The following is a 20,608-nucleotide window of genomic DNA, read 5'->3' on the forward strand; positions in this document are numbered from 1 at the left end:
TTACCAACCAAACTTCAACAATATTATTCTCAGCATATAAAGGAATTTTTACTTCTTGGTCATATTTAACTGTTGTATCTGACACTTCTATAAGGAGAAATACATCTTCTGGTTGAGGATGTTGAGTCCTATAAAAATCTGGTCGTCGTTGCAGCAAAGCGATATCTGGTTCAGGTTCAGAATTATCATTCAATCTCACAGGATTTTGAATTCTCACAGTAACAGTTTTTGCTAAACGCAAAAAGAATAGTTCGTTAATACGGTCCACACAAGCTGCGTGATGAATACCAATAGGGGACATTTTGACAATTTCTCCTCGGATTAGTTCTACTCGTTCATTTTCTTTTAATACTCCTGCTTCCAGCATTTTATAATATTGGTCTACAGTAAATAGTCGTCGCAATAATTGTACAGACATTTTCAACTCCTTGAAAATAATTATATGAATTTGTTTATGTATAACAATTATATTTATTATAAATATTCTTGCCTAACTTTAACTTGTTAATAATTCTATCAAGTCTTCAGTTATCGGACAACCTGTTTCTCTTTCAAAATGAAGAAACATCGGACTAAAATTCGCCTCCAGGAAAACAAAATCTCCATTAGGTTTAAATCGCCAGTCAATACCAGTCCATTTTAATCCAAATGCTTTAGTAATAGTTAAACATTGTTGTTTCATATCCTCTGGTGTTTCTAAATAGATTAATTTTGCTCGTTTATCTTCCCGAAAATCTAGAGAACTACTCCTAATTTCAGCAGAATAAACTTTTTCGCCAATCACATAACTACGAATATTTGTACCGGGAATAAATTCTTGGATAGTTACGGGAGAAATGCTTAATGCTAATTTCATCCGATTAATTTCTAAATGTTCTTTGGTTAAAAATTGAGTATGAGAACCTCCATAAACAGGTTTAAAAATTACATCTTTAAATACTTGAGAAAATTCTAAAATTTCATCAGCATTATTAGTAATAAGAGTCGCTGGAATAGTCACACCTATTTTATTAGCTAAACTTAATTGCAAAGGTTTTTCTTTATGAAATTCATAAGCCTCCCAACCATTCACCCATTTTTCAGGTTTAGACCGCATAAAAGAACGTAATAAACCCATCGAATCATTAACTGCTATTCTCTCCTGATATAAATCAGTTAATTTCGGAACATTAACCCCGGCAAAAGTCCGCCAAAAAATTTTATTTATATCTGCTAAATTCCATTTTCTGCCATCTGGAAATATTAAACATCCCGTGTGAGTAATAGGTTGCCAAGAGATTTTTAACTTAGTGGGAAATAAACGAGTATCTAAATAATCAACTGTTATTCCTTTTTCTGTGAGAGACTTTTTGAGATGGGCAGCATGAATATCTTCTTCACTGCCCAGGATTAAAATATTCATTAAAGTTATATGAAATACTAAAATTTTTGCTACAAATAGTTAGGCTGTTTCAAGGAGTCAGTCCTCAGGAGTCAGGAGGCACGGAAGGAATAGAATAATACAATTTATCAAAAATTTTTCTACGTTTTATTGAGTAGGGGAGTAGGGGATAATTAAATAATTAATAATTTAGAATTAAGAATTTAGAATTACCTCTCCTTTAAAACGGAATTGATTGACTCAAAGGAAATTTTTTCTTTTTATCCCCTTAAAAAGGGAGGCTTTATACCACAATTTTTCGGTAAACATAAGAATAATTAATTATAGCTATGGCGCTAATTATCAAAAAGGTGACTCTTTATGTGTTAATGACTTAATAATTGAAGTGCTGCTCAGGAAGAAAAGGAAGACTTGAGAGAAAAAAAGCGTAGATATTATGAATTTGAATATATTTCTGCTTACAAGTTCGCTTTCTCCCTTTGTCTACTTTGTCTGAATTAACTAGATTAACTAAATTAGGACTTACCTAATAATGAATAATTAATAATTAATAATTAATAATTAATAATTAAACAATTCAGCTTTATTAGCCTCCCCTTTCAAAGGGAAAAAAGATTTTTTTCCTTGAGATTCAATCCTCTTCCTAAAAGGGATAGGTAATTATTAATTGTTAATTTTTAATTGCTGAAGCACTGACAATATATAGGATTTTGTGCGTTACGCTATGGCTAACACACCTACCAATAGCTTTCCCGTTTATTAACTAAATAAAATTCAGGTTTAAATTGTCTAGAGATGAAACACCTTCTACGATCGCAATCAAATCTCCTGATAGAGTAGATATATTAACTGAATTATTAACTATTTCAAAACTATAATCATTCAAAGTTCCTGATAACTGAATTCGATCTAAAGGAGTATCAAAATTTTGAATTAAAGCAAAGTCTGAATCACCAAAACCAAGATAAAAAGGCGACCCTGGGGAAGAACCAAGTATAAATTGATCTACTCCTTCTGTTCCGGAAGTACCAACTAATATATCAATTTCTCCCGTTCCCGAATCACTAGGTATAATTCGGTCATTGATGATGTCATATCCAATAACGCTAACACCAACAATTCTGGTATTGTTGCCGAAAGCATTAATAATATCATTACTATCATTGTCAGTAAAAAAACCAATGCGTTGAATTTCAAATTGTCCAAACTGAATGTAATGTTCTAAACCAGAACTAAATACTCCTGTGTTGATAGCAACATCAATATCAGGATAAGATTGCCGATAAATTTCTTCATTAAAATCTCCACCTTCTTCTCCTATTGCCAAAGTAGTGACATCACCTTCTTCCGAACCTACTTGAGTGATAATTTCATTATTAATAGGAGGAGGAAAACCACCTTCCTCTCCTATTGCCAAAGTAGTGACACCACCTTCTTCTCCTAGTGCTAGAGTTGTTGCTATCCCTTCTTCAGAGCTTGGTTGAGTAATAGTTTCATTACTGATAGGAGTAGCACCACCTTCTTCTCCTACTGCTCTAGTTGTCGGTTCTACGGGTGGCACTCCTATTGGAGTCATACCACCTTCTTCTCCTATTGCTTGAGTGGTTGCGAAACCTTCTTCAGAGCTTGGTTGAGTAATAATTTCATTATTAATAGGAGTAGCACCACCTTCTTCTCCTATTACTTCAGTTGTCGGTTCTCGGGGTGGCACTCCTATTGGATCGATACCACCTTCTTCTCCCAGTGCTAAAGTCGTTGGTACAGGAAGATTACCACCTTCTTCTCCGATGGCTAAAGTTGTTGGTATAGGTTCACTGGAACCACCTTCTTCTCCGATGGCTAGAGTTGTTGCTATCAGTTCGCCACCATTTTCTAAATCATCAAACGCTGTTGTTATAGCACCACCTTCTTCTCCGATGGCTAAAGTTGTTGCTATCAGTTGAGATGGGTCATTAAAAGTATTAGGGTTAGGTTCAACTTGAATTTTTTGTAAAGACTCAAGAACATTTAGGTCATAGTCAAATGGATGTGTCATATTTTCCTTTTGTTCAACTTTTATTTATGATGGAAAGTACTGAAGATTGTTGAATATCTTCTATCAATTACAGTATAGTTGAGAAATATCGATCGCTATTATAGATGAATAAACTACCCAATGACATAGATGAGGCACTCACTCAAGCCATAGAAGCTACTAAAGCAGCTCTCCAAGATGGTTACAGTAGAATCCAAATCGAAATAGTTATTCCAGAAATTGAACTTCAAGCTCAATCTCTAGCAGCACAATTTATTCCTGCTTTACTAGAAGAAGGCATTCAACCAAAAGTATTCTTTCCTGATACTGGTGCTGCAGCATTGGCAAGACGAGATTGGCAAGAAGCACCCTTTAAAGTAAAAGTAGAAGATATTGGTACAAGTAGGTCTCCAGTTGACAGCAAAATTGCACCGGAAGACGAATTTTTTCTGTTAATTGCCCTTTCTTCTGTAGAAGTGGCCCAGGCTGAAAAATTGTGTAATTTGGCAGGCGATCGCCCAGTTGTGATGTTAATTCCCAGATTAGAGGATGTATCTATTGTGGGAATTGGTTATGCAGCACGTCAACTCCGGGAAAGATTTCTGACAACTATTGAATCTTGCTACTATATCAAGTCTTTTGGTGAGGCTGCATTGTATCGTTGTTATCCTTCTCCCTGGCAAATTTGGCTTGAGTCAAATGGCCAATATAAATTAATTGCAGAGCGACCTGAGAAACCGATGGGAGATGCAGTGGAAATAATTTTAGCTGAAGCTACTGCTACAGTTAAAACAGATAGCTCTACTTCTGTTAATCAAACTCCTGCTACACCAAAACGGAAAGGATTTTTAGCTGAAATTCAAAAATTCCTGCGTGCTTTAAGTAACTAAGTTTTCCGCAGACATGAACTTATACCGTTTCACGGAAGTCATAAGTCATAAGTTAGAAGTTGGAAGTGAAAATTGATAGACTTAAAGTTATTGACTATAGCAATTCCCAAAAAGCGCGAGGTACAAAATTCCTTGGTTTTAGGGAGTAGGGAGTAGGGAGTAGTAATTCTGGTTCCGTAGGAATCGATAAATAGGGTTTGCGCTTCACTAGTCTTTTAGTCGGGGTAGGAGACAGGAGACAGGAGACAGGAGACAGGAGACAGGAGACAGGAGACAGGAGACAACCCACCCCTCGCCCCTCCCCCGACCGTGGAGGGGAGAAATGGCTCGGGAGCGAGGAGGTAGGAGTAACAATTGTCAATTTGGGATTTTTCTGCCCAACTATGAGCCTAAAATACGCTCCATGCATGAGCGTTTTAGACTGAAACAGGCGTACTTTTTAAAGGCCCCAAAAAGGCACTTGTCTTTATATGTCAATGCTTTTAGATTTAATCAGCAAGCCCTAAATCAGAAAAACAACTGTACCTCATTAGCTTGGGAAATTCTATATACAATAATTTCAGCCTATTATTCCACATCATCAGTTGCTGACTATTTGTGACATTCTTAGAGTGAATTAGTATTACTAAAAGTATTTTTGTCTAAGGTGAGCCGACCCCAATTTTGATCGAAGCTACAATTTATTTCAAATTAGCTACATTCTGGATTTACCTGAAAATTAGGGTCGGTTGACCTCAGAAACTATGTGTTATTATAGATATAAATAAAATGAATAATATATTAGATGTTTTAATTAAATTTTATGACATTAAAATCACATTAAATTTTGACAAAAAAAAGTCGATTTCGCCTAACTTAATGCAATTAAGTAGATAGAGTAAAACTAGATATTATAGGAAATCTTGAGAAGTAAAAATGAAGCAGAGACGTATTATAATTGGCGATGTACATGGGCATTATGATGGTCTGATGATTTTGCTAGAGGCGATCGCCCCTGGAAAAGATGAAAAGGTGTACTTTTTAGGGGACTTAATAGACCGAGGCCCGAAAAGTTCTCAAGTAATAGAATTTGTCAGAAATAACTCCTATCAGTGTCTCCTAGGAAATCACGAACAAATGATGATTCAAGCTCTTTCAGATAAAGGAGGCAAAAAAGGAGCATGGGAAGCTTGGTTTTACAGTGGAGGGAATGAAACGGTAGAAAGTTATAGAGATACAGGAATTATGCCTTATGAGGATGTAGAATGGATTCGATCGCTACCTCTATATCTAGATTTAGGAGATATTTGGTTAGTTCATGCAGGGGTAAATCCAGAACTACCTATTCAAAAGCAAACTTATCATGAATATTGTTGGATTCGCAAAGAATTTCATTCTATTGAAAAACCTTACTTTTCCAATAAGTTAATGATTATAGGTCATACTATTACTTTTACTTTTAATAATGTTGAACCTGGAGAGTTGGTTTGTGGGGCAGGTTGGTTGGATATTGACACGAGTGCCTATCATCCTCGTAGTGGATGGCTAACAGGATTAGATGTTGATAATAATATTGTTTATCAAGTTAATGTGAATAATAATGAAATTAGGAAAATGGCTTTAGAAGAACTTGTAAAACCTTATACTCCCAAGCCAACTTTAAAAGAAATAATGCAAGAACGTTTATTAGCTAAAAAAAAGTACAAAGAGAAACTCAAGGTTAAGATAAATTGATGAAAATAGCAGCTTCTCTTTCAACAATTAACAATTAATAATTAATAATTGCCTATTCTTGTAAATTAAGAGGGTTAGCTAAAAGGATTTTTTTGATTTTTTCTCTATGAATGGAGAGGCTTTATACCAAATTGATAAATTTTTGCTACAAATCAGCTAGGATATTTCTGAGTAGTCAACCCACCCCCGCCCCTCCCAGGAGGGGAACTCAGGAGGACCGATTCAGAATGAATGGCTTTAATACCAGTTTTTAGGTCGGAATTTATCTTTTTAGTCCAAGAGACATATCCGATAAAGTATTTTAATTGCCCTGATTATTCGTAACATTCTTTTTCCAAATCAGTATTATACCTTAATTTTTCGGTAAATATAAATAGATTAATGATGAATGCAACTAGAAGAAAAACAACAATTAATTAGTTATTTAGGTCAATTTGTTACCCATGCTCGTTGGGAAAAAATAATATCTGTTTTGCAGCAAAGAACCCGTCATATTACTGTTATTTTAGAAGATATTTATCAACCCCACAATGCTAGTGCAGTACTCCGAAGTTGTGACAGTTTTGGGGTACAAGATGTACATATTATAGAGAATAAAAATATATTCACAATTACTCAAGGTGTTAGTGTTGGTTCAGACCGCTGGTTAACATTATATCGTTATAACCAACAAGGCATAAATAATACTCAAGAATGTTTAAAAAGATTAAGAAGTGAGGGTTATATCATAGCAGCAACAACCCCCCATACGAAGCAAATAACTATTGAAAAATTATCTGTAAATACAAAAGTAGCGTTAATGTTTGGTTCAGAAATTAATGGGTTGTCAGAATATGCTCAAAACAATGCAGATGTATCGGTAAAAATTCCAATGCAGGGATTTAGTGAAAGTTTTAATATTTCAGTGAGTGTTGCTTTATGTTTATACGATCTGACAAATCGTTTGCGCCGACAGCATAATAATTGGGAATTAACTGAAACAGAAAAATTAGATTTGGAATTAAATTGGCTGCGGAAATCTATTAAAGCTGGAGAACTTATTGAGAAGAAATTTTTCAGAGATATTTTTCAACAATGAATAATGAATAATTAATAATTAATAATTACCTCTCCTTGAAAAGAAGAGGATTGACTAATGAAGATCGACAGTGAAGATCGACAAATTTTTGACCAAATCAAAATTCTACTAAAATTTAGTCATAGCAATGTATTCAACATGATATGGATCTAAAATCGACAAGAATATTTTTAAAACTTGTCGATCTTCGACAATATTATTTAGCTGACCGCTGATTGCTGAAGTGCTGAATGCTAAGAATTACTCTGACTAAAAGGTAAATCTTCATTAATTCTCTCCATTTCTAACTGTTCCATTTCATTCACTTGCCCAATGTAAGACAAGAAGATTTTTGACAAACGATTATGATAAAATTTATGCAAACTATGATTAGGTGTTGCTGGAAAACCACGCCGTTTTTTATGACGCCCACCAGCACCAGGGTCAAAAGTATTAATACCATGGTCGATCGCCCATTCTATCGGAGCATAATAACAAGCATCAAAATGTAAACAATCTATTTCATAGGTGCTGCCCCAGTAACGACCGTAAAGGCGATCGCCCTTAGTAATACAAAACGACATTCCCACAGGTAAGCGGTCGTCCTCCTCACTGTAACCTGCCACAAATAATACTCGATGGCGAAAGTCGTGATGTAATTGTTCAAAAAATCGCTTCGTCAAATATTTACTACCCCACCAACCAAATTTATCGCAGGTACTCTCGTAAAAACTGTACATCTTAGAAAACAGAGCTTTTGGTATTTCATCTCCAGTAAAAGTCTGCATTTGTAAACCAGCTTTTCCTACTGCTTTGCGTTCCCGCTTAATATTACGACGTTGATTAGCATTAAATACTTTGAGATAGTCATCAAAAGTCTGATAACCTTGATTTTGCCAAATGTAACTATGGTGTACCCAACTGCTAAAACTATTACGTTGCAGTATAGGATGCCATTCTGGATCGACATAGAGAAAATGACATCCAGAAATATTATGGCGATCGCAAAAACGATCAATTTCACTGACCATCAAGGCTGTCATTTCATCCTCATCCTCCCCAGGCGCGATTAAAAATCTATACCCCTCAGCAGGAGTAAAAGGAGACATTCCCAATAACTTTGGGTAATATTCAATACCTAAGCGGTAAGCTATATCGGCCCATTGATGGTCAAAAACAAATTCACCTTGACTGTGCCCCTTGATATAAAGTGGAGCTGCTGCTATCAATTGTCTATCTCGCCATACCGTTAAATGTTGGGGTAGCCATCCACTTCTACCACCCACACTACCAGAAGTTTCCATATTATGCAGCCAGTCCCATTCTAGGAAGGGAGTTTTTAAAGGTTGGGCTAGAGCATCCCACTCTGGTTTAGGGACTTCAGAAATTTTGCCAATCCAGGCTAGAGAATATTGGGGTTTAGGCTGTTGAATCATTTTCACTCTCTTTGGCGTGTCCGATATCTAAGTTAATCTATTTGTGCATTTGTTGGGTGTGCTTGAAAAAGTAGTCAGGTAGGGGAGCCGTCGGATTGGCGACGTACAGCAGTTATAGCAATGAGCGCTGGTATATTTACAAATTGCAGGAGAGGCCAAATAGCTAAAAGTCTTATATTATCAGCAATTTATTTCCCCTTCCGGAGCTGTTGCCTGCGCACAGCGCTATATATCAAATCCAGTAGCATCGGGGGATGGGGAGATAGAGAAATATTGGTTCATTAATTGATAATTGATAATGGATAATTGATAATTACCTCGGGTTTTAACCGCTACGGAATTGAATATAAGGAAATATTATTTCTTTTCTTGGTCTCATGGATATGGCGAGGAGACCTCGCCATCCCACCCAACGGGGAAGCTCCGAAGATAGAACTCCGTTCCGCTGTCGCGTTTCGCGTCAGCGTTGCGAAGCAAACGACCGCTGTCTTGGTCGATTGGATATGGCGAGGGGACCTCGCCATCCCTCGACCGCTTTTTTCCCCTTAAAAGGGGAGGCTTCAAGGCGCGAATTATTTAATTTAGGACTTAGGCAGATACGCTATATATAGTACTCATAACTATTGTCCAATAGTTACTTGACTCTATACACAGTGTCTTTGCGTAAGTCCTGTAATTATTAATTATTAATTATTAATTATTAATTATTTGGTAATGGTTGAAAATGGAACATTTTTTTATATCGAATTAAATGGATTTGATATTATTCAACAGCTATCTTGACTTTTAGCTTGATGAGCGCAAGCCCTAATTAGCAAAAAGGTTATTCGACCTGTGTTGATTACTTAATAACTGAAGTGTTACCTAAGCATAGCATTAATGCATGGGAATTGGTATAATATATGTTGATAATTCTATAATTACTTCAATCCCCCCATCCCCCCATCCCCCCATCTCCCCATCTCCCCCAACCATATAATAAGTATTCAAGCGAACATGATATGACTCGGTCTTCCTGACTACTAAATTGAAATGAACAGGACTTACGCAGAGACTCTACATATAGCTAGGGCGAATACCATTCGCCCCTACAAATGGTGCTTTAAAAGTCAATTTGCGTAAGTCCTGATGAAGTTATTCAACCGGATTTGATATTATTCGTACCAAGCTTGTAATACCATTTTCTGTATTTCCATCAAAGGAATATTCTGCTGTCTGGCTAATGTGGCACAATCTTCATATTCAGGTTGCACATTCACAATTTGATTCCCCATCTTTGCCACTTTTAACCGTACTGCTCCATAGTCTGTCTGCACCTGATTAATTGTTCGCTCCAAAATAGCCCGTTTTTGAGTAGAGCGACGAATACCCAGAGTTGTAGTCTCTCGAAATATTACCTCCTCACAAGCAGACAACTTTTCCGGTAGACAAACAACAGTAAGTAGCACTCCTAACCTAGATTTTTTCATTGTCACAGGTTGGGTAAAAACATCTAATGCACCTACTGCAAATAAAGCATCAAAAGTATAAGCGATCGCTTGAGGAGTACAATCATCTATTTGAGTTTCCAACACCATTACAGTTTCCAGGTGTGGATGTGGGGAACTAGAAGAATCATATTCTGTAAGTTGAGAATGTGGAGTATTAACCTCCCCTGCTCCGATCCACAAACGTAGAATATTAGGAATAGCTAAATCCCGGGAACCCGCACCCAAACCCACACATTGTAGAGACATTGACGGTGGCGAGCCAAAACTACTGGCCAGAGTACAAGCGATCGCGCTACCTGTAGGAGTACATAATTCTTTTTCAATGCCATTACTATAAATCGGAACCTGATGCAACTCCCAAAGTTTTAGCACTGCTGGTACAGGTACAGGTAACCGACCATGAGCCGCCCTCACAGTACCCCCACCAGTGGGCAAAGGCGAACAATATAATTGGTCAATATTCAACCAATCGAATCCTAAACAAGTCCCCACTATATCAACAATGGCATCAGTTGCCCCTACTTCGTGAAAATGTACCTTCTCTGGGGCAATACCATGTACAGCACCTTCAGCTTCGGCCAATTTGTGAAATACAGCCAAACTCCAAGTTTCAGCACGTTGGGGCAATCCTGCTTTTTTGATTAATGCTTCAATTTCTGGCAAATGACGGTTGTGAGAATGATTGTGTTTTTCTGTACTTTGGTCATTTTCTGAATGGTGAGAATGATGATGGTGGTGGTCAAAAGTCAGAGGTTCACCTTTTTCAGGATTTGCAGAAGTTAGATTGACATGAAATTTCGTAGCTAGTAAACCATTACGATGCACTTTTTCAGTGCTTAACTGATATTCCTGGGAAATGCCGAGAAGATTGAGTTTTTCTATCAGATATTCTAGGGGAACACCCGCATGAACTAAAGCACCCAGACACATATCGCCCGCAATGCCAGTGGGACATTCAAGGTAAGCTATTTTTTTCATAAATTGAGTTAGGTGGTGGGTGGTATAGCACTACATCAATAGGTTACGACATTGATAAACCTTCAAACTCAGTCAGAGATTACTTCTGACTTCTGACTTGCGCTATAGGTGGTAGGTCTTAGGTGGTATAGCAGCAAATAGGTTAGGACATTAATTAGGTATAAAAAAATTGTCTAATATCCATAATTGAATTGCCAAATCTCGACCTTAGAAGATCGGATTTAATATGACCTATGGCGTATAGCCTAAGTGGTAAAAGTTGAAATGGCAAGCCATCCCATAAAAAGCCTTCCTCCGCTACGCTAAAGGACGGGTCTTTGAACCCCATTTTTTGGCCAATTTTTCTATCTAAAATCTAAAATAAAAATTATGGCAATATTCTATGAACTTCATCCTGATACACCCCAGCAAAGACGCGTAGAACAAATTATTAGCGATCTGAAAAATGGGGCAGTGATGCTTTATCCCACGGATACCGTTTACGCAATAGGTTGCGACCTTTATGCTAAATCCGCTGTGGAGCGAGTTAGACAAATTAAACAACTGTCTAATGATAAACCTCTGACATTCCTCTGTTCCTCTCTGTCCAATATCGCCAATTATGCTATTGTGAGTGACTCAGCCTACCGAATCATCAAACGTTTAATTCCTGGCCCTTACACATTTGTGTTGCCTGCCACAAAGTTAGTCCCACGACTGGTGATGAGTCCTAAGCGAAAAACAACGGGTATTCGGGTTCCAGACAATCAATCTTGTTTGTCTTTGTTGGAAACTTTGGGCAATCCCATCATTTCAACATCAGCTCACATTACCAGTGATGCGGAAGGAATGGCCCCAGTAGATGTAGGAGCAGTTACTGGTAAAGCAGAATTATTTGATTGTCTAGAAAATTTAGTGGACATTATTGTTGATGACGGTTCTGACCCTGGATATCAAGTATCTACTATCCTGGAATTAACTGGCCAAGAGCCAAATCTAATTAGGCAAGGTCTTGGAGTTGAAACTGTAACAGCTCTGATTGGTTAATATAGCAGGAGGCAGAAGGCAAAATCTGGCTCTGTACGGAGGTTCCATGCAACTTCCCTACTCCTTGCTCCCTACTTCCTACTCCCTAATATTTAAAGAGACATGATATTAGGTAGTAGGTCCTAAGATTTTCCCTTCTTCCCTCTCTCTTCCTTCTTCCTTCTTCCCTCTACCCTCTTCCTTCTTCCATAAAACCTACGACTGTGCCACTTGTGTTTTTGTTACACGGGTGGCACTGCCAATTTGAATATTGTCACAGTCTCTTTGAGTTGGATAATTCTGTTAAGTAAAGTTCTGATTTTCAACGTATATATAGCTTTCGTTCGTTTTAGACCTAAATCCGGAAAATATACTTTTGATAGTGAACTCCAGAATTGGTTAGTAACAGAAAAACCACATCATAAAAGTGTAACCTTCCTCCACAAATAGTTGGGTGAACTTTCCTATAGTCGTAAGTGTAGAGGAAAGAAAGGAATCACACAGATTTCAACCAACACTTAATCACTCTACATGATTACTTCGTACACCTACTGTGCATTATCCAAAGGTAAAATCAAATGACTGTTAAGATTGCTCACTCCCCCAACTCCCTGAACACAAACACTGCTATCGCTCCAGAAGTTAACAACAGCAAAGTTGAAGATCGCACTACAGCGAATACTGTACTAGAAATGAATACTGAAACTTTAGCTGCTGTAGTTTTGCAAGAATTACAAGATACTTTGAAAACTAAGCCAGCAAAAGTTGAAACTGTCACCTTTCGCATCGCCCAAGAAGTAGAGCGTATTTGCCAAAAGAGTAATCGGATTCAAAATTCTGGTGAAGTTCAATCTTGGCAACTTAGTTTGGCTCGTCATCGCTGGCAAAAGTGCGTACAATACTACAAACTTGGTTCTAAGCAAGGTCGGGTAGAATTACACTCTCTACTTGCTTCTATGATTTATCGTCATATTGCTTCTTTTAGAGCACAGTTAAGTTTCCAAGGTCGCTATAACTTAATTGAGGATTTTCTGCAAGGTTTTTATATTGAGTCTCTACGAGCTTTCCGTCGGGAACACTCCCTCGATCAAGACTATACTCCTAGAGTGAAATTAGAATTAGCAGAATATATGGCATTTACTGAACAGTACGCCAAGCGTCAAATAGGTTTGCCTGGCCGAAATCGTCAAAGATTGATTGTACTCCGCGCTCAAAGTTTTGCTAAGGGTCAACCCCCTGAAACTTCTCTTGATATTGAAATGGCAGTTGAGTCTCCCAAAGGTGAAGATGCAGAAGCTTTTAGTCGGTCTTCTGCTGTGCAACAGGTACGGGAGCAAATGGTTTCTGAAGCTGTTGACCCTGCTGAAGCTGTATTACGCGATCGCGTAGTTTCTGAATTAATCAATTACTTTGAAGCTCAAGGTCAAGACCAATGTATTGATTATCTGCGTCTCAAATTGCAAGATTATCAAGCATCTGATATTGATAAGGAGCTAGGTTTAACTTCTCGTCAACGGGATTATTTACAACAACGTTTTAAGTATCATGTTGAAAAATTTGCTTGTTCTAAAAATTGGAAGTTAGTGCATCAATGGTTAGGTGCTGATATTGACCAAAAATTAGGTATGACTTCTGATAAATGGGAAGCTTTCCAAGCAACTCTTTCTCCTGAACAACAGCAAATTTTACAACTCAAGCGCAATGGTGAAGATGAACAAGCGATCGCGAAGACTATTAAATGTACTCCGAAACAGTTACAAAAACGTTGGGCAAAATTGTTGGATATGGCTTGGGTATTTCGCAATAACGACCAAAGTTAGTATGGTATTAAAAATGAAACAGATTCTTTTTACTCATCCATCAATTAAAGTTTGCGATATGGGTCATCCTGCTTCTGTCTAGGGTGGGCATTGCCCACCTTACGGAAGTCAGAAGTTAGAAGTTAGAAGTGAAATTAGTATTACATTCAGTCTGTTGAGGATTTTTATGTTATTTAAAATACAAATAAATTGGGACTAATATAGTGTTCATATCGGCAATTATTATTAGATTTAGTAGCCAGTAACCAGTTAGAGGAGTTGTTTGATTAGCGACGTACAGTAGTCATTAACTATTTTGAATTTAGCATTACCACTCCATCAAATAATGAAGATGTTTTAACTATAGCCAATTACCAATTATCAGTTATAAATTACCAATTACTTACTTTTACAGATACAATCAGTATTTAACCACACATAATTTAATAAGTATAAATACTCTCTTATTTTCCGATAAAATTTTTCCCATCATTACCATAAAATTAATACTATTTAATCAATTAGATATTTTTAAATATAAAATTTTAATATATTAGTTAGCTAGAGCTAATTAGCAGTTTTGGATAAAAATTAGATATATTGGATTAAAGTAACGATTTATTAAAATATATGTCTATCAATATAGCCTTGGCTCCTGATTGGACTAACCGAGTGGCCAAGAACTACTCTCAAATTAAGCAAATCTTTGAAACTATTGATGCTCATAGCTGTCCATACTCTTATAACTTTCATCTGCATACAATTTACTCGGATGGACAGTTAAAACCTGAGAGTTTGATAGAACAAGCAATTGCGATCGGCCTTAAAGGTTTGGCCATTACCGATCATCATACTGTTGCTGGTTATCAAGTAGCTAAAAGTTGGTTAGAAAATTGGAAATCTACTAATGAAGACTGCGAGCATTTAACACCGACTTTGTGGAGTGGAGTAGAAATTAACGCCAACTTAATTAATATTGAGGTACATATTCTAGGATATGGCTTTAACCCAGAACACTCATGTCTGCAGCCTTATTTGACAGGAAAAGCTGCTCAAGGTCAAGAATATCAAGCAGATAATGTTATTGCTGCTATTCAACAAGCTGGTGGTTTGGCCGTACTTGCTCATCCCTGTCGTTATAAGCGTTCTGCTACCGATCTAATCAAAGCAGCAGCTAAGTTAGGTATTGATGGTGTAGAAACTTACTACGGTTATACTCACACTAAACCCTGGTATCCTAGCCCAAAACAAACAGAACAAGTGAAACAACTCAGTGCTACTTATGGTCTACTTAATACCTGTGGTACTGATACTCATGGAAAAAATCTTTTAGTACGTTTATAGGGTGGGAATACCTCTACCCCACCCCAATAGTTAATTAAAGCTGTATTGACATACTCCTGACTTTGTACTTAGGCAAAACTGTAGAATTTAATCCGCGTGCGGAGTCACTGTTTATACACCAGGGTCTTCTACCTGTATTTTTGTTAGACTTGTTGCTTATTCTATTATGAACTTCCTTTACTAGAGTTCACGGAAATTATTACTGTTTCTGTTGACATACTCCCGACGTTGCGCATAGCGCGACAACGCGGGATTCTTCAGTCATAAAAAAAAATGACCGCTGTTTTAACAGAGGTGATGTCCTCCCCCTGTGTTGACGTTGATAATAACATGCATACCTCCTAGCTTGTCAAGGATATAGGAAGGTTTTATTTGTGGAGGTATCCGACTATTGGCCCTGGCTTTCCCATACGACGATCCCCTTCGGGAGAGCGCGGGACTTCCCGCCAGGGAAGTTAAATTGAATTGCCAGGCCTCTTTATTTTAGTTAAAGGGGTCTGCTGTTTTTTTAGCTTCCATTTGCTATCATGATTGTTGTCACAAGCATTACCCCAAAGCTCATTAGCAACAAAACAATTCCTAGAGATATTGATTGGCCAAGATGTAATGATGATTTTGATACTCTCATAATTTTTGTAAAAGTTTTTTAAATTGATGTATTTAGGATAACAAGTGTTGTAAGAATTCGAGGCAAATGTTAATATTTTGTGATTAAACGTATATTTTCTTTATATTAATCTCACCAATTTTTCATCTTGATTTCCACTATTCAACTAGAAAACTAAGAAGAGCGAGTGAGATCAAATCTATTTATAGCAGTTTTGGAGTTGATGAGATACAAAGTTTTACGAGTTTAGGAAATAGGGAATTAGAGTTTTCCTAACTTATGCAAGAAATCTAATTATTTTGGCCAAGGACAAAAGTAGTGGGAGCATCTTGCTCCCACGAAGCGCCGTTGTTCATCCTCTTCTACCATTACACGAGCAGGACTATCATATTATTTAGTTAACCCATGTTCTAGAGCATAACGAACTAATTCTGTGCGGCTGTTTGTACCAGTTTTAGTAAATAGTCTACTCACATATTTTTCTACATTGCGGACACTGGTGTTTAGGTCTCTAGCTATTTCTTTATTCATTAGTCCTCTGGCTACTAAATCTAAAACACTTTGTTCTCTTGGGGTTAAATCTATTTTAATTGGTGATGGGGTTTGAGCGATCGTATTTTTACCCATCAACATGGCTTTAATTTCGGCAATTTGACTTGCTAAAACAGCTATATCTGAAGTATTTTCACCTTCATTGGTGGTTTTCGCTACCATTCTACGTTCTAACAAATTTTCGACTATAGCTACTAACTCTTCAGGATCGAAGGGTTTAGAGAGGTAAGCATCACAACCTGCTTGATAACCTTGAATGCGGTCTGTAGTCATTCCTTTGGCTGTCAAAAATACTACTGGTAAAGCTTTAAATCTTGGATCTTCTCGTAATTTTTGCAGAAATTGATAGCCATCTATTTGAGGCATCATAATATCTGTAATTACTAAGTCCGGTAAATATGATTGTAGGATATCCCATCCTTCATTGGCATTACTAGCAACGTCTACATTAAATCCACTATCTTCTAAATAAGCTTGTACGGCTTCCCGTAATCCTGGTTCATCATCCACTAATAATATTTTTCCTGACATTTTTAATTTTTCCTCTAGCACATTTTCGGCTTGAATTGTTTGAGATATCATAATTTATTTTAGTTTTACTACTTTTTTATAATTTAGCTAATTTTCATTATTAAAGGGGTGAAAATAATATAAGGTTAACAATACTTGATTAAAATTTGTTTTTGTGGTATTGTGCTGTGCGCAGGCAACAGCGGTGCGACCCCGCGACGACGCCAGTCGCAAGCGGTCGGACCCCGCGACGACGCCAGTCGCAAGGGAACGCTGACCAAGAGAGGGAACGCCGACCAAGAGAGGGAATGCGCACTCCTGTGAGGCAACAGCTCATCTGGGGGAATAAAAAACCGATAATATGAGGCTTTTAGCTATTGAACAGTTCTTGTAATTTGTACATAAGCCAGCGCATATTGCTATGTCTAGTTATCTTTGTTGGTTTGGTTGAGGAAGAAAACCCATTACTTATAAAAGTCTTTGGGTTTCACTCCGTCTAACTCAACCTACCTGCTAATTAGCTGAAAACTGTTTTACACCTAACATCTAACTTGGGAGCGATCAGTCAAAATTTCATAACCAGTATTTGTTACTAATACTGTATGCTCAAACTGAGCTGAAAGAGAATTATCAACAGTAACAGCAGTCCATTTATCGGATAAAATTCGTGTAAACCTAGAACCAGCATTCAGAATTGGTTCAATAGCTAAAGTCATACCTGCTCTTAGTTTTACATTTGGCAAACTGTTAGTTCTAGAGTTAAAAACTGAAGGTTCTTCGTGTAAATTTCTTCCCACACCGTGACCTGTAAATTCTTCGACTATACGAAAACCATTTGCTTCTACATGATCTTGAATAGCTCCTGCAAGATCGAGTAGATAAGCACCAGCTTTTACTTGTTCGATACCTTTATACATTGCTTCTTCTGCTACACGAATTAGTTTGGCTGCTTCCGGAGCAACTTCCACTACGCCAATAGTAATACAAGAGTCTCCATGAAATTCTTGATAGTAAGCTCCTGTATCTACTTTTAAAACATCGCCAACTCTAATAACTTTTTTCTTACTGGGAATGCCGTGGACAACTTCGTTATTTATGCAAGCACAAATAGAGCCAGGAAAACCATGATAACCTTTAAAACTTGGTGTTGCTCCCATTTCTCGAATGCGTTTTTCTGCATAAGCATCTAGGTCAGCAGTTGTCATTCCTGGTTTAACAATCAGAGAAATTTCTTTGAGTACTGTTGCGACTATTTTACAGGATTGTCGCATAATTTCTATTTCTCGTTGAGATTTTATTTCTATTCCTCGACGTTGTTTTTTCTTAACAGTAGGACGTGGTTTAGGTTTTGCTGGAGCTGCAAGTATATTACTAAAAATGTTCATGTTTTCTGACAAGTTGTTAAATATTATCTTTAATATCTTAAAGTTTAGGTATAACTAAAGTCAAATGTCAAATATATACCTGAACCGAGACAAGATAAATTGAGAATATTTGAACCAAACTTGGAATTGATAGATTGAGTTTTTTTTGGCTACAATATTATGAAATTATTGGTTTACTTACTTTTTTTTGATGATATAGTGTTTTCCAATGAGATGTAAATCTAGATAGAGTTTTTTCTAAGAAAAAAAGCTAGCCGACTGATTACCGAATAATTAAGGTTTAAAGCCTCTCCTTTGAAGGAGAAAAGCGGTCGATATTCTGAGCTTCCCGTAGGGTGGGATGGCGAGGTATCCTCGCCATCCCACCATCGACTTGAAAAGAAGAGGTAATTATTAATTATTAATTATTAATTGTTGAATTTATATCCTGATATTTTCTACTATTTAATGCTGTTTTATCTCCTCTACTATTCCCTATTTCCTTTTTAATCGTACTTGTTTTCCACATCTTAGATCAAAACACTATAGCGTTTCTCAGTAAGCGTGAGGTGCACTCTTGTCTTTACTTCACTATTGCCTTCCGGAGCTGTTGCCTAAAGCCTAGAGTTTTGTACCTCACTCTTTTTGGGAATTGCTATATATCTACTCTTAATTTTTAATAATTCTATGATTCTACTGTAGTTGTTTTTGATTCTGTATTTTGCTTGGGTTTCTTTTGATTAAATAAGCCACTCATAATAATACCTGTTACTAACATCCAGATTAATCCGATACCATTTAGGAGTACATAAAAAGGTTTAATGTCTTCTCCAAGAAATCCAGCTTCGTGAATTACCATTAAAATGTGTGCCTGGTCTTTGGATAAACCAAACCAATTTCTACCAAGTCGGTAAGCTATTCCTGTAATGGTAGTGACAAATAATGGTAGAAAAACTATTGGAGCGAGTATTTTATGTAATTTACGGAATGTTTGTTTCATAATTTCCTTTAAAGTTTAAAATTACCAGAAATGAAGTAAAGTATGTGACCCTTTGCTTTGTGGTATTTTTTTCTAGAAGCAATACTGTCACATACAACAATAATTGAATTCTGCATTTTTAAAACCTTTAGAGCATTTTGCAATGTATTCTAAGGATTTAACTTTCTAATAAATTCTAGAGGTAAACCATCACAGTCAGCAATAAAAGCAACTTCATAAACATTATTTCCAATCATTTGTTGAGTAGGTTCTAAAAGAATTTTCAATGGCTGAAACATTTCTGGTTGTGCTGCAGAAGTCGCATCAAATTGCTGTTTTAAATCATTTAACCAACCAGGTAAATCTGTAGTATTTTGAGTCAAATCAAACGATAAATGATAATATCCAACATAATGCTCGTCCCCAAAAGCATCAGGAGCAGGTTTTGGTTGGGGAATTTCAATCAGTTCAATTCTGCCATGTAATCCCTCCATCCAACAAGCTAAAGTATAGCCTGTACTAAAGCGTTCGCAGACTGTAAAACCTAGTTGTTCATAGAAAGCGATCGCCCGATGAATATTGGCTGTCCGAATCGAGGCATGGTGCATTCTAGTTTAATATTTTTAACCTGATTTTCAGTATTAATTTTACACCAAATAGAACCAAGCTAATACCCATTTATTTTGGCAATAAAAAAGATAACTTTTAAACAGAAAAGGGAAATACTTTTCAACTATCAACCATATTCAATCAATCAATATTTATCTTTTCTTTTGCGGGTTTAATACCCCACCGTCTACACAGTGCTGAAAATTGTTTGGGGTTTGTAGACACAAAGTGGCCTGTCGAAGACTATCCATAAGCAAAGCAGTTTTCCCTTAAGCATAGCTGCCTTCAGCATAGCTGCCTTCTTCAAGGTATCCAATGTAAATGCTGAATAGCTTATTCAAACAATCGAAAATAGGGATATCGAACGGGTACTCCTGCTTCTTGATCCAATTGAAAATTGATTACTTCCCAGCAAGGTTCATCCTTGGGGTCGGGACTAAATTCTACAGGTAAACCATAAAGTTTGGGCTGACAGGAAGAGTCTGAATTAGAACGCCAGGGGGTGCTACGTTCCAAATAGGTACTAACTAAGTCCTGATATCTTTGAGCAATAATCACACGAGTAGCTCTATATCCTTGAGTATAAAGTCGATCCAGAGCTTCATGGATTTCAAACCTAATACCGTCGGGATGAGTATGTTGCCGATACCACTCATCATTCCATAAACGCCAGTGACGGCCAGACTGAAGATGATACAACTCACCAGTATTTGGGTCAACCTCAAAAGCTCCATGACGAGGACATAAATAAGTATCTGTCAAGGTGAGAGCTGGTATGGCCTGGCGACAGTGAGGACACTGAATTTCAGGGCCAAACATGGGATATTGGAGGGCAGGATTAATAGAGAATTGGGTCATAGTTTCTAGAGAACTGTGGTGA

16 protein-coding genes are annotated in these 20,608 nt (G+C 37.0%); 6 read left to right on the forward strand and 10 right to left on the reverse strand.

Translation table 11 applies throughout. The annotated features are described in order from the left end of the window. The 3 genes from F6K15_RS14895 to F6K15_RS14905 all read right to left on the reverse strand — a co-directional run. The coding region (locus F6K15_RS14895) for a Uma2 family endonuclease (protein ID WP_293061939.1) at nucleotides 1–418 on the reverse strand (418 nt) is incomplete at its 3' end. A gap of 78 nt (nucleotides 419–496) precedes the next feature. Next, nucleotides 497–1,402: a RimK family alpha-L-glutamate ligase gene (locus F6K15_RS14900; protein WP_293061941.1), complete on the reverse strand. Its 906-nt coding sequence runs from the start codon at nucleotides 1,400–1,402 to the stop codon at nucleotides 497–499. 742 nt (nucleotides 1,403–2,144) lie between these two features. After that, nucleotides 2,145–3,416: a hypothetical protein gene (locus F6K15_RS14905; protein ID WP_293061943.1), complete on the reverse strand. Its 1,272-nt coding sequence runs from the start codon at nucleotides 3,414–3,416 to the stop codon at nucleotides 2,145–2,147. A 104-nt stretch (nucleotides 3,417–3,520) separates the two neighbouring features. Here F6K15_RS14905 and F6K15_RS14910 point away from each other — a divergent pair, with 104 nt between their 5' ends. From F6K15_RS14910 to F6K15_RS14920, 3 genes are all read left to right on the forward strand, one after another. Continuing rightward, nucleotides 3,521–4,285: a DUF1995 family protein gene (locus F6K15_RS14910; protein WP_293061945.1), complete on the forward strand. Its 765-nt coding sequence runs from the start codon at nucleotides 3,521–3,523 to the stop codon at nucleotides 4,283–4,285. Nucleotides 4,286–5,200: 915 nt separating this feature from the next. Next, on the forward strand, nucleotides 5,201–5,998 hold the full coding sequence (locus F6K15_RS14915; protein ID WP_293061947.1) for a metallophosphoesterase family protein: 798 nt from the start codon (nucleotides 5,201–5,203) through the stop codon (nucleotides 5,996–5,998). A gap of 388 nt (nucleotides 5,999–6,386) precedes the next feature. Then, complete coding sequence (locus tag F6K15_RS14920) at nucleotides 6,387–7,076, forward strand: RNA methyltransferase (RefSeq protein WP_293061949.1); 690 nt, start codon at nucleotides 6,387–6,389, stop codon at nucleotides 7,074–7,076. Between the two features lie 233 nt (nucleotides 7,077–7,309). Here F6K15_RS14920 and F6K15_RS14925 read toward each other — a convergent pair whose 3' ends face one another. Beyond that, the gene (locus F6K15_RS14925) at nucleotides 7,310–8,491 is read right to left on the reverse strand and encodes a GNAT family N-acetyltransferase (RefSeq protein ID WP_293061951.1); all 1,182 of its coding nucleotides are present in this window, start codon (nucleotides 8,489–8,491) and stop codon (nucleotides 7,310–7,312) included. A gap of 1,154 nt (nucleotides 8,492–9,645) precedes the next feature. After that, nucleotides 9,646–10,959, reverse strand: a complete 1,314-nt coding sequence (gene larC / locus F6K15_RS14930) for a nickel pincer cofactor biosynthesis protein LarC (protein ID WP_293061953.1) — start codon at nucleotides 10,957–10,959, stop codon at nucleotides 9,646–9,648. 369 nt (nucleotides 10,960–11,328) lie between these two features. Here larC and F6K15_RS14935 point away from each other — a divergent pair, with 369 nt between their 5' ends. The 3 genes from F6K15_RS14935 to F6K15_RS14945 all read left to right on the forward strand — a co-directional run bounded on the left by F6K15_RS14935 (nucleotide 11,329) and on the right by F6K15_RS14945 (nucleotide 15,107). After that, on the forward strand, nucleotides 11,329–11,985 hold the full coding sequence (locus F6K15_RS14935) for an L-threonylcarbamoyladenylate synthase (protein ID WP_293061955.1): 657 nt from the start codon (nucleotides 11,329–11,331) through the stop codon (nucleotides 11,983–11,985). 557 nt (nucleotides 11,986–12,542) lie between these two features. Beyond that, nucleotides 12,543–13,784 (forward strand): HetZ-related protein, encoded by a 1,242-nt coding sequence (locus F6K15_RS14940; RefSeq protein WP_293061957.1) that lies wholly within the window; start codon nucleotides 12,543–12,545, stop codon nucleotides 13,782–13,784. 609 nt (nucleotides 13,785–14,393) lie between these two features. After that, nucleotides 14,394–15,107 (forward strand): PHP domain-containing protein, encoded by a 714-nt coding sequence (locus tag F6K15_RS14945; protein ID WP_293061959.1) that lies wholly within the window; start codon nucleotides 14,394–14,396, stop codon nucleotides 15,105–15,107. A gap of 997 nt (nucleotides 15,108–16,104) precedes the next feature. On the opposite strand, the gene F6K15_RS14950 is transcribed toward F6K15_RS14945, so the two are convergent. From F6K15_RS14950 to F6K15_RS14970, 5 genes are all read right to left on the reverse strand, one after another. Continuing rightward, on the reverse strand, nucleotides 16,105–16,797 hold the full coding sequence (locus F6K15_RS14950) for a response regulator (RefSeq protein ID WP_375341068.1): 693 nt from the start codon (nucleotides 16,795–16,797) through the stop codon (nucleotides 16,105–16,107). Nucleotides 16,798–17,315: 518 nt separating this feature from the next. Continuing rightward, nucleotides 17,316–18,161: a type I methionyl aminopeptidase gene (gene map / locus F6K15_RS14955; protein WP_293061963.1), complete on the reverse strand. Its 846-nt coding sequence runs from the start codon at nucleotides 18,159–18,161 to the stop codon at nucleotides 17,316–17,318. 664 nt (nucleotides 18,162–18,825) lie between these two features. After that, on the reverse strand, nucleotides 18,826–19,140 hold the full coding sequence (locus F6K15_RS14960) for a PepSY domain-containing protein (RefSeq protein ID WP_293061965.1): 315 nt from the start codon (nucleotides 19,138–19,140) through the stop codon (nucleotides 18,826–18,828). A gap of 149 nt (nucleotides 19,141–19,289) precedes the next feature. Next, nucleotides 19,290–19,727, reverse strand: coding sequence for a VOC family protein (locus tag F6K15_RS14965; protein ID WP_293061967.1), 438 nt, complete (start codon nucleotides 19,725–19,727; stop codon nucleotides 19,290–19,292). Nucleotides 19,728–20,061: 334 nt separating this feature from the next. Further along, a complete protein-coding gene (locus F6K15_RS14970) occupies nucleotides 20,062–20,586 on the reverse strand; it encodes a TIGR02652 family protein (RefSeq protein WP_293061969.1) in 525 nt (174 codons plus the stop codon). Nucleotides 20,587–20,608: the final 22 nt, after the last annotated feature.

It is taken from the genome of Okeania sp. SIO2B3, from assembly GCF_010672525.1.
Taxonomy (GTDB): Bacteria; Cyanobacteriota; Cyanobacteriia; order Cyanobacteriales; family Microcoleaceae; genus Okeania.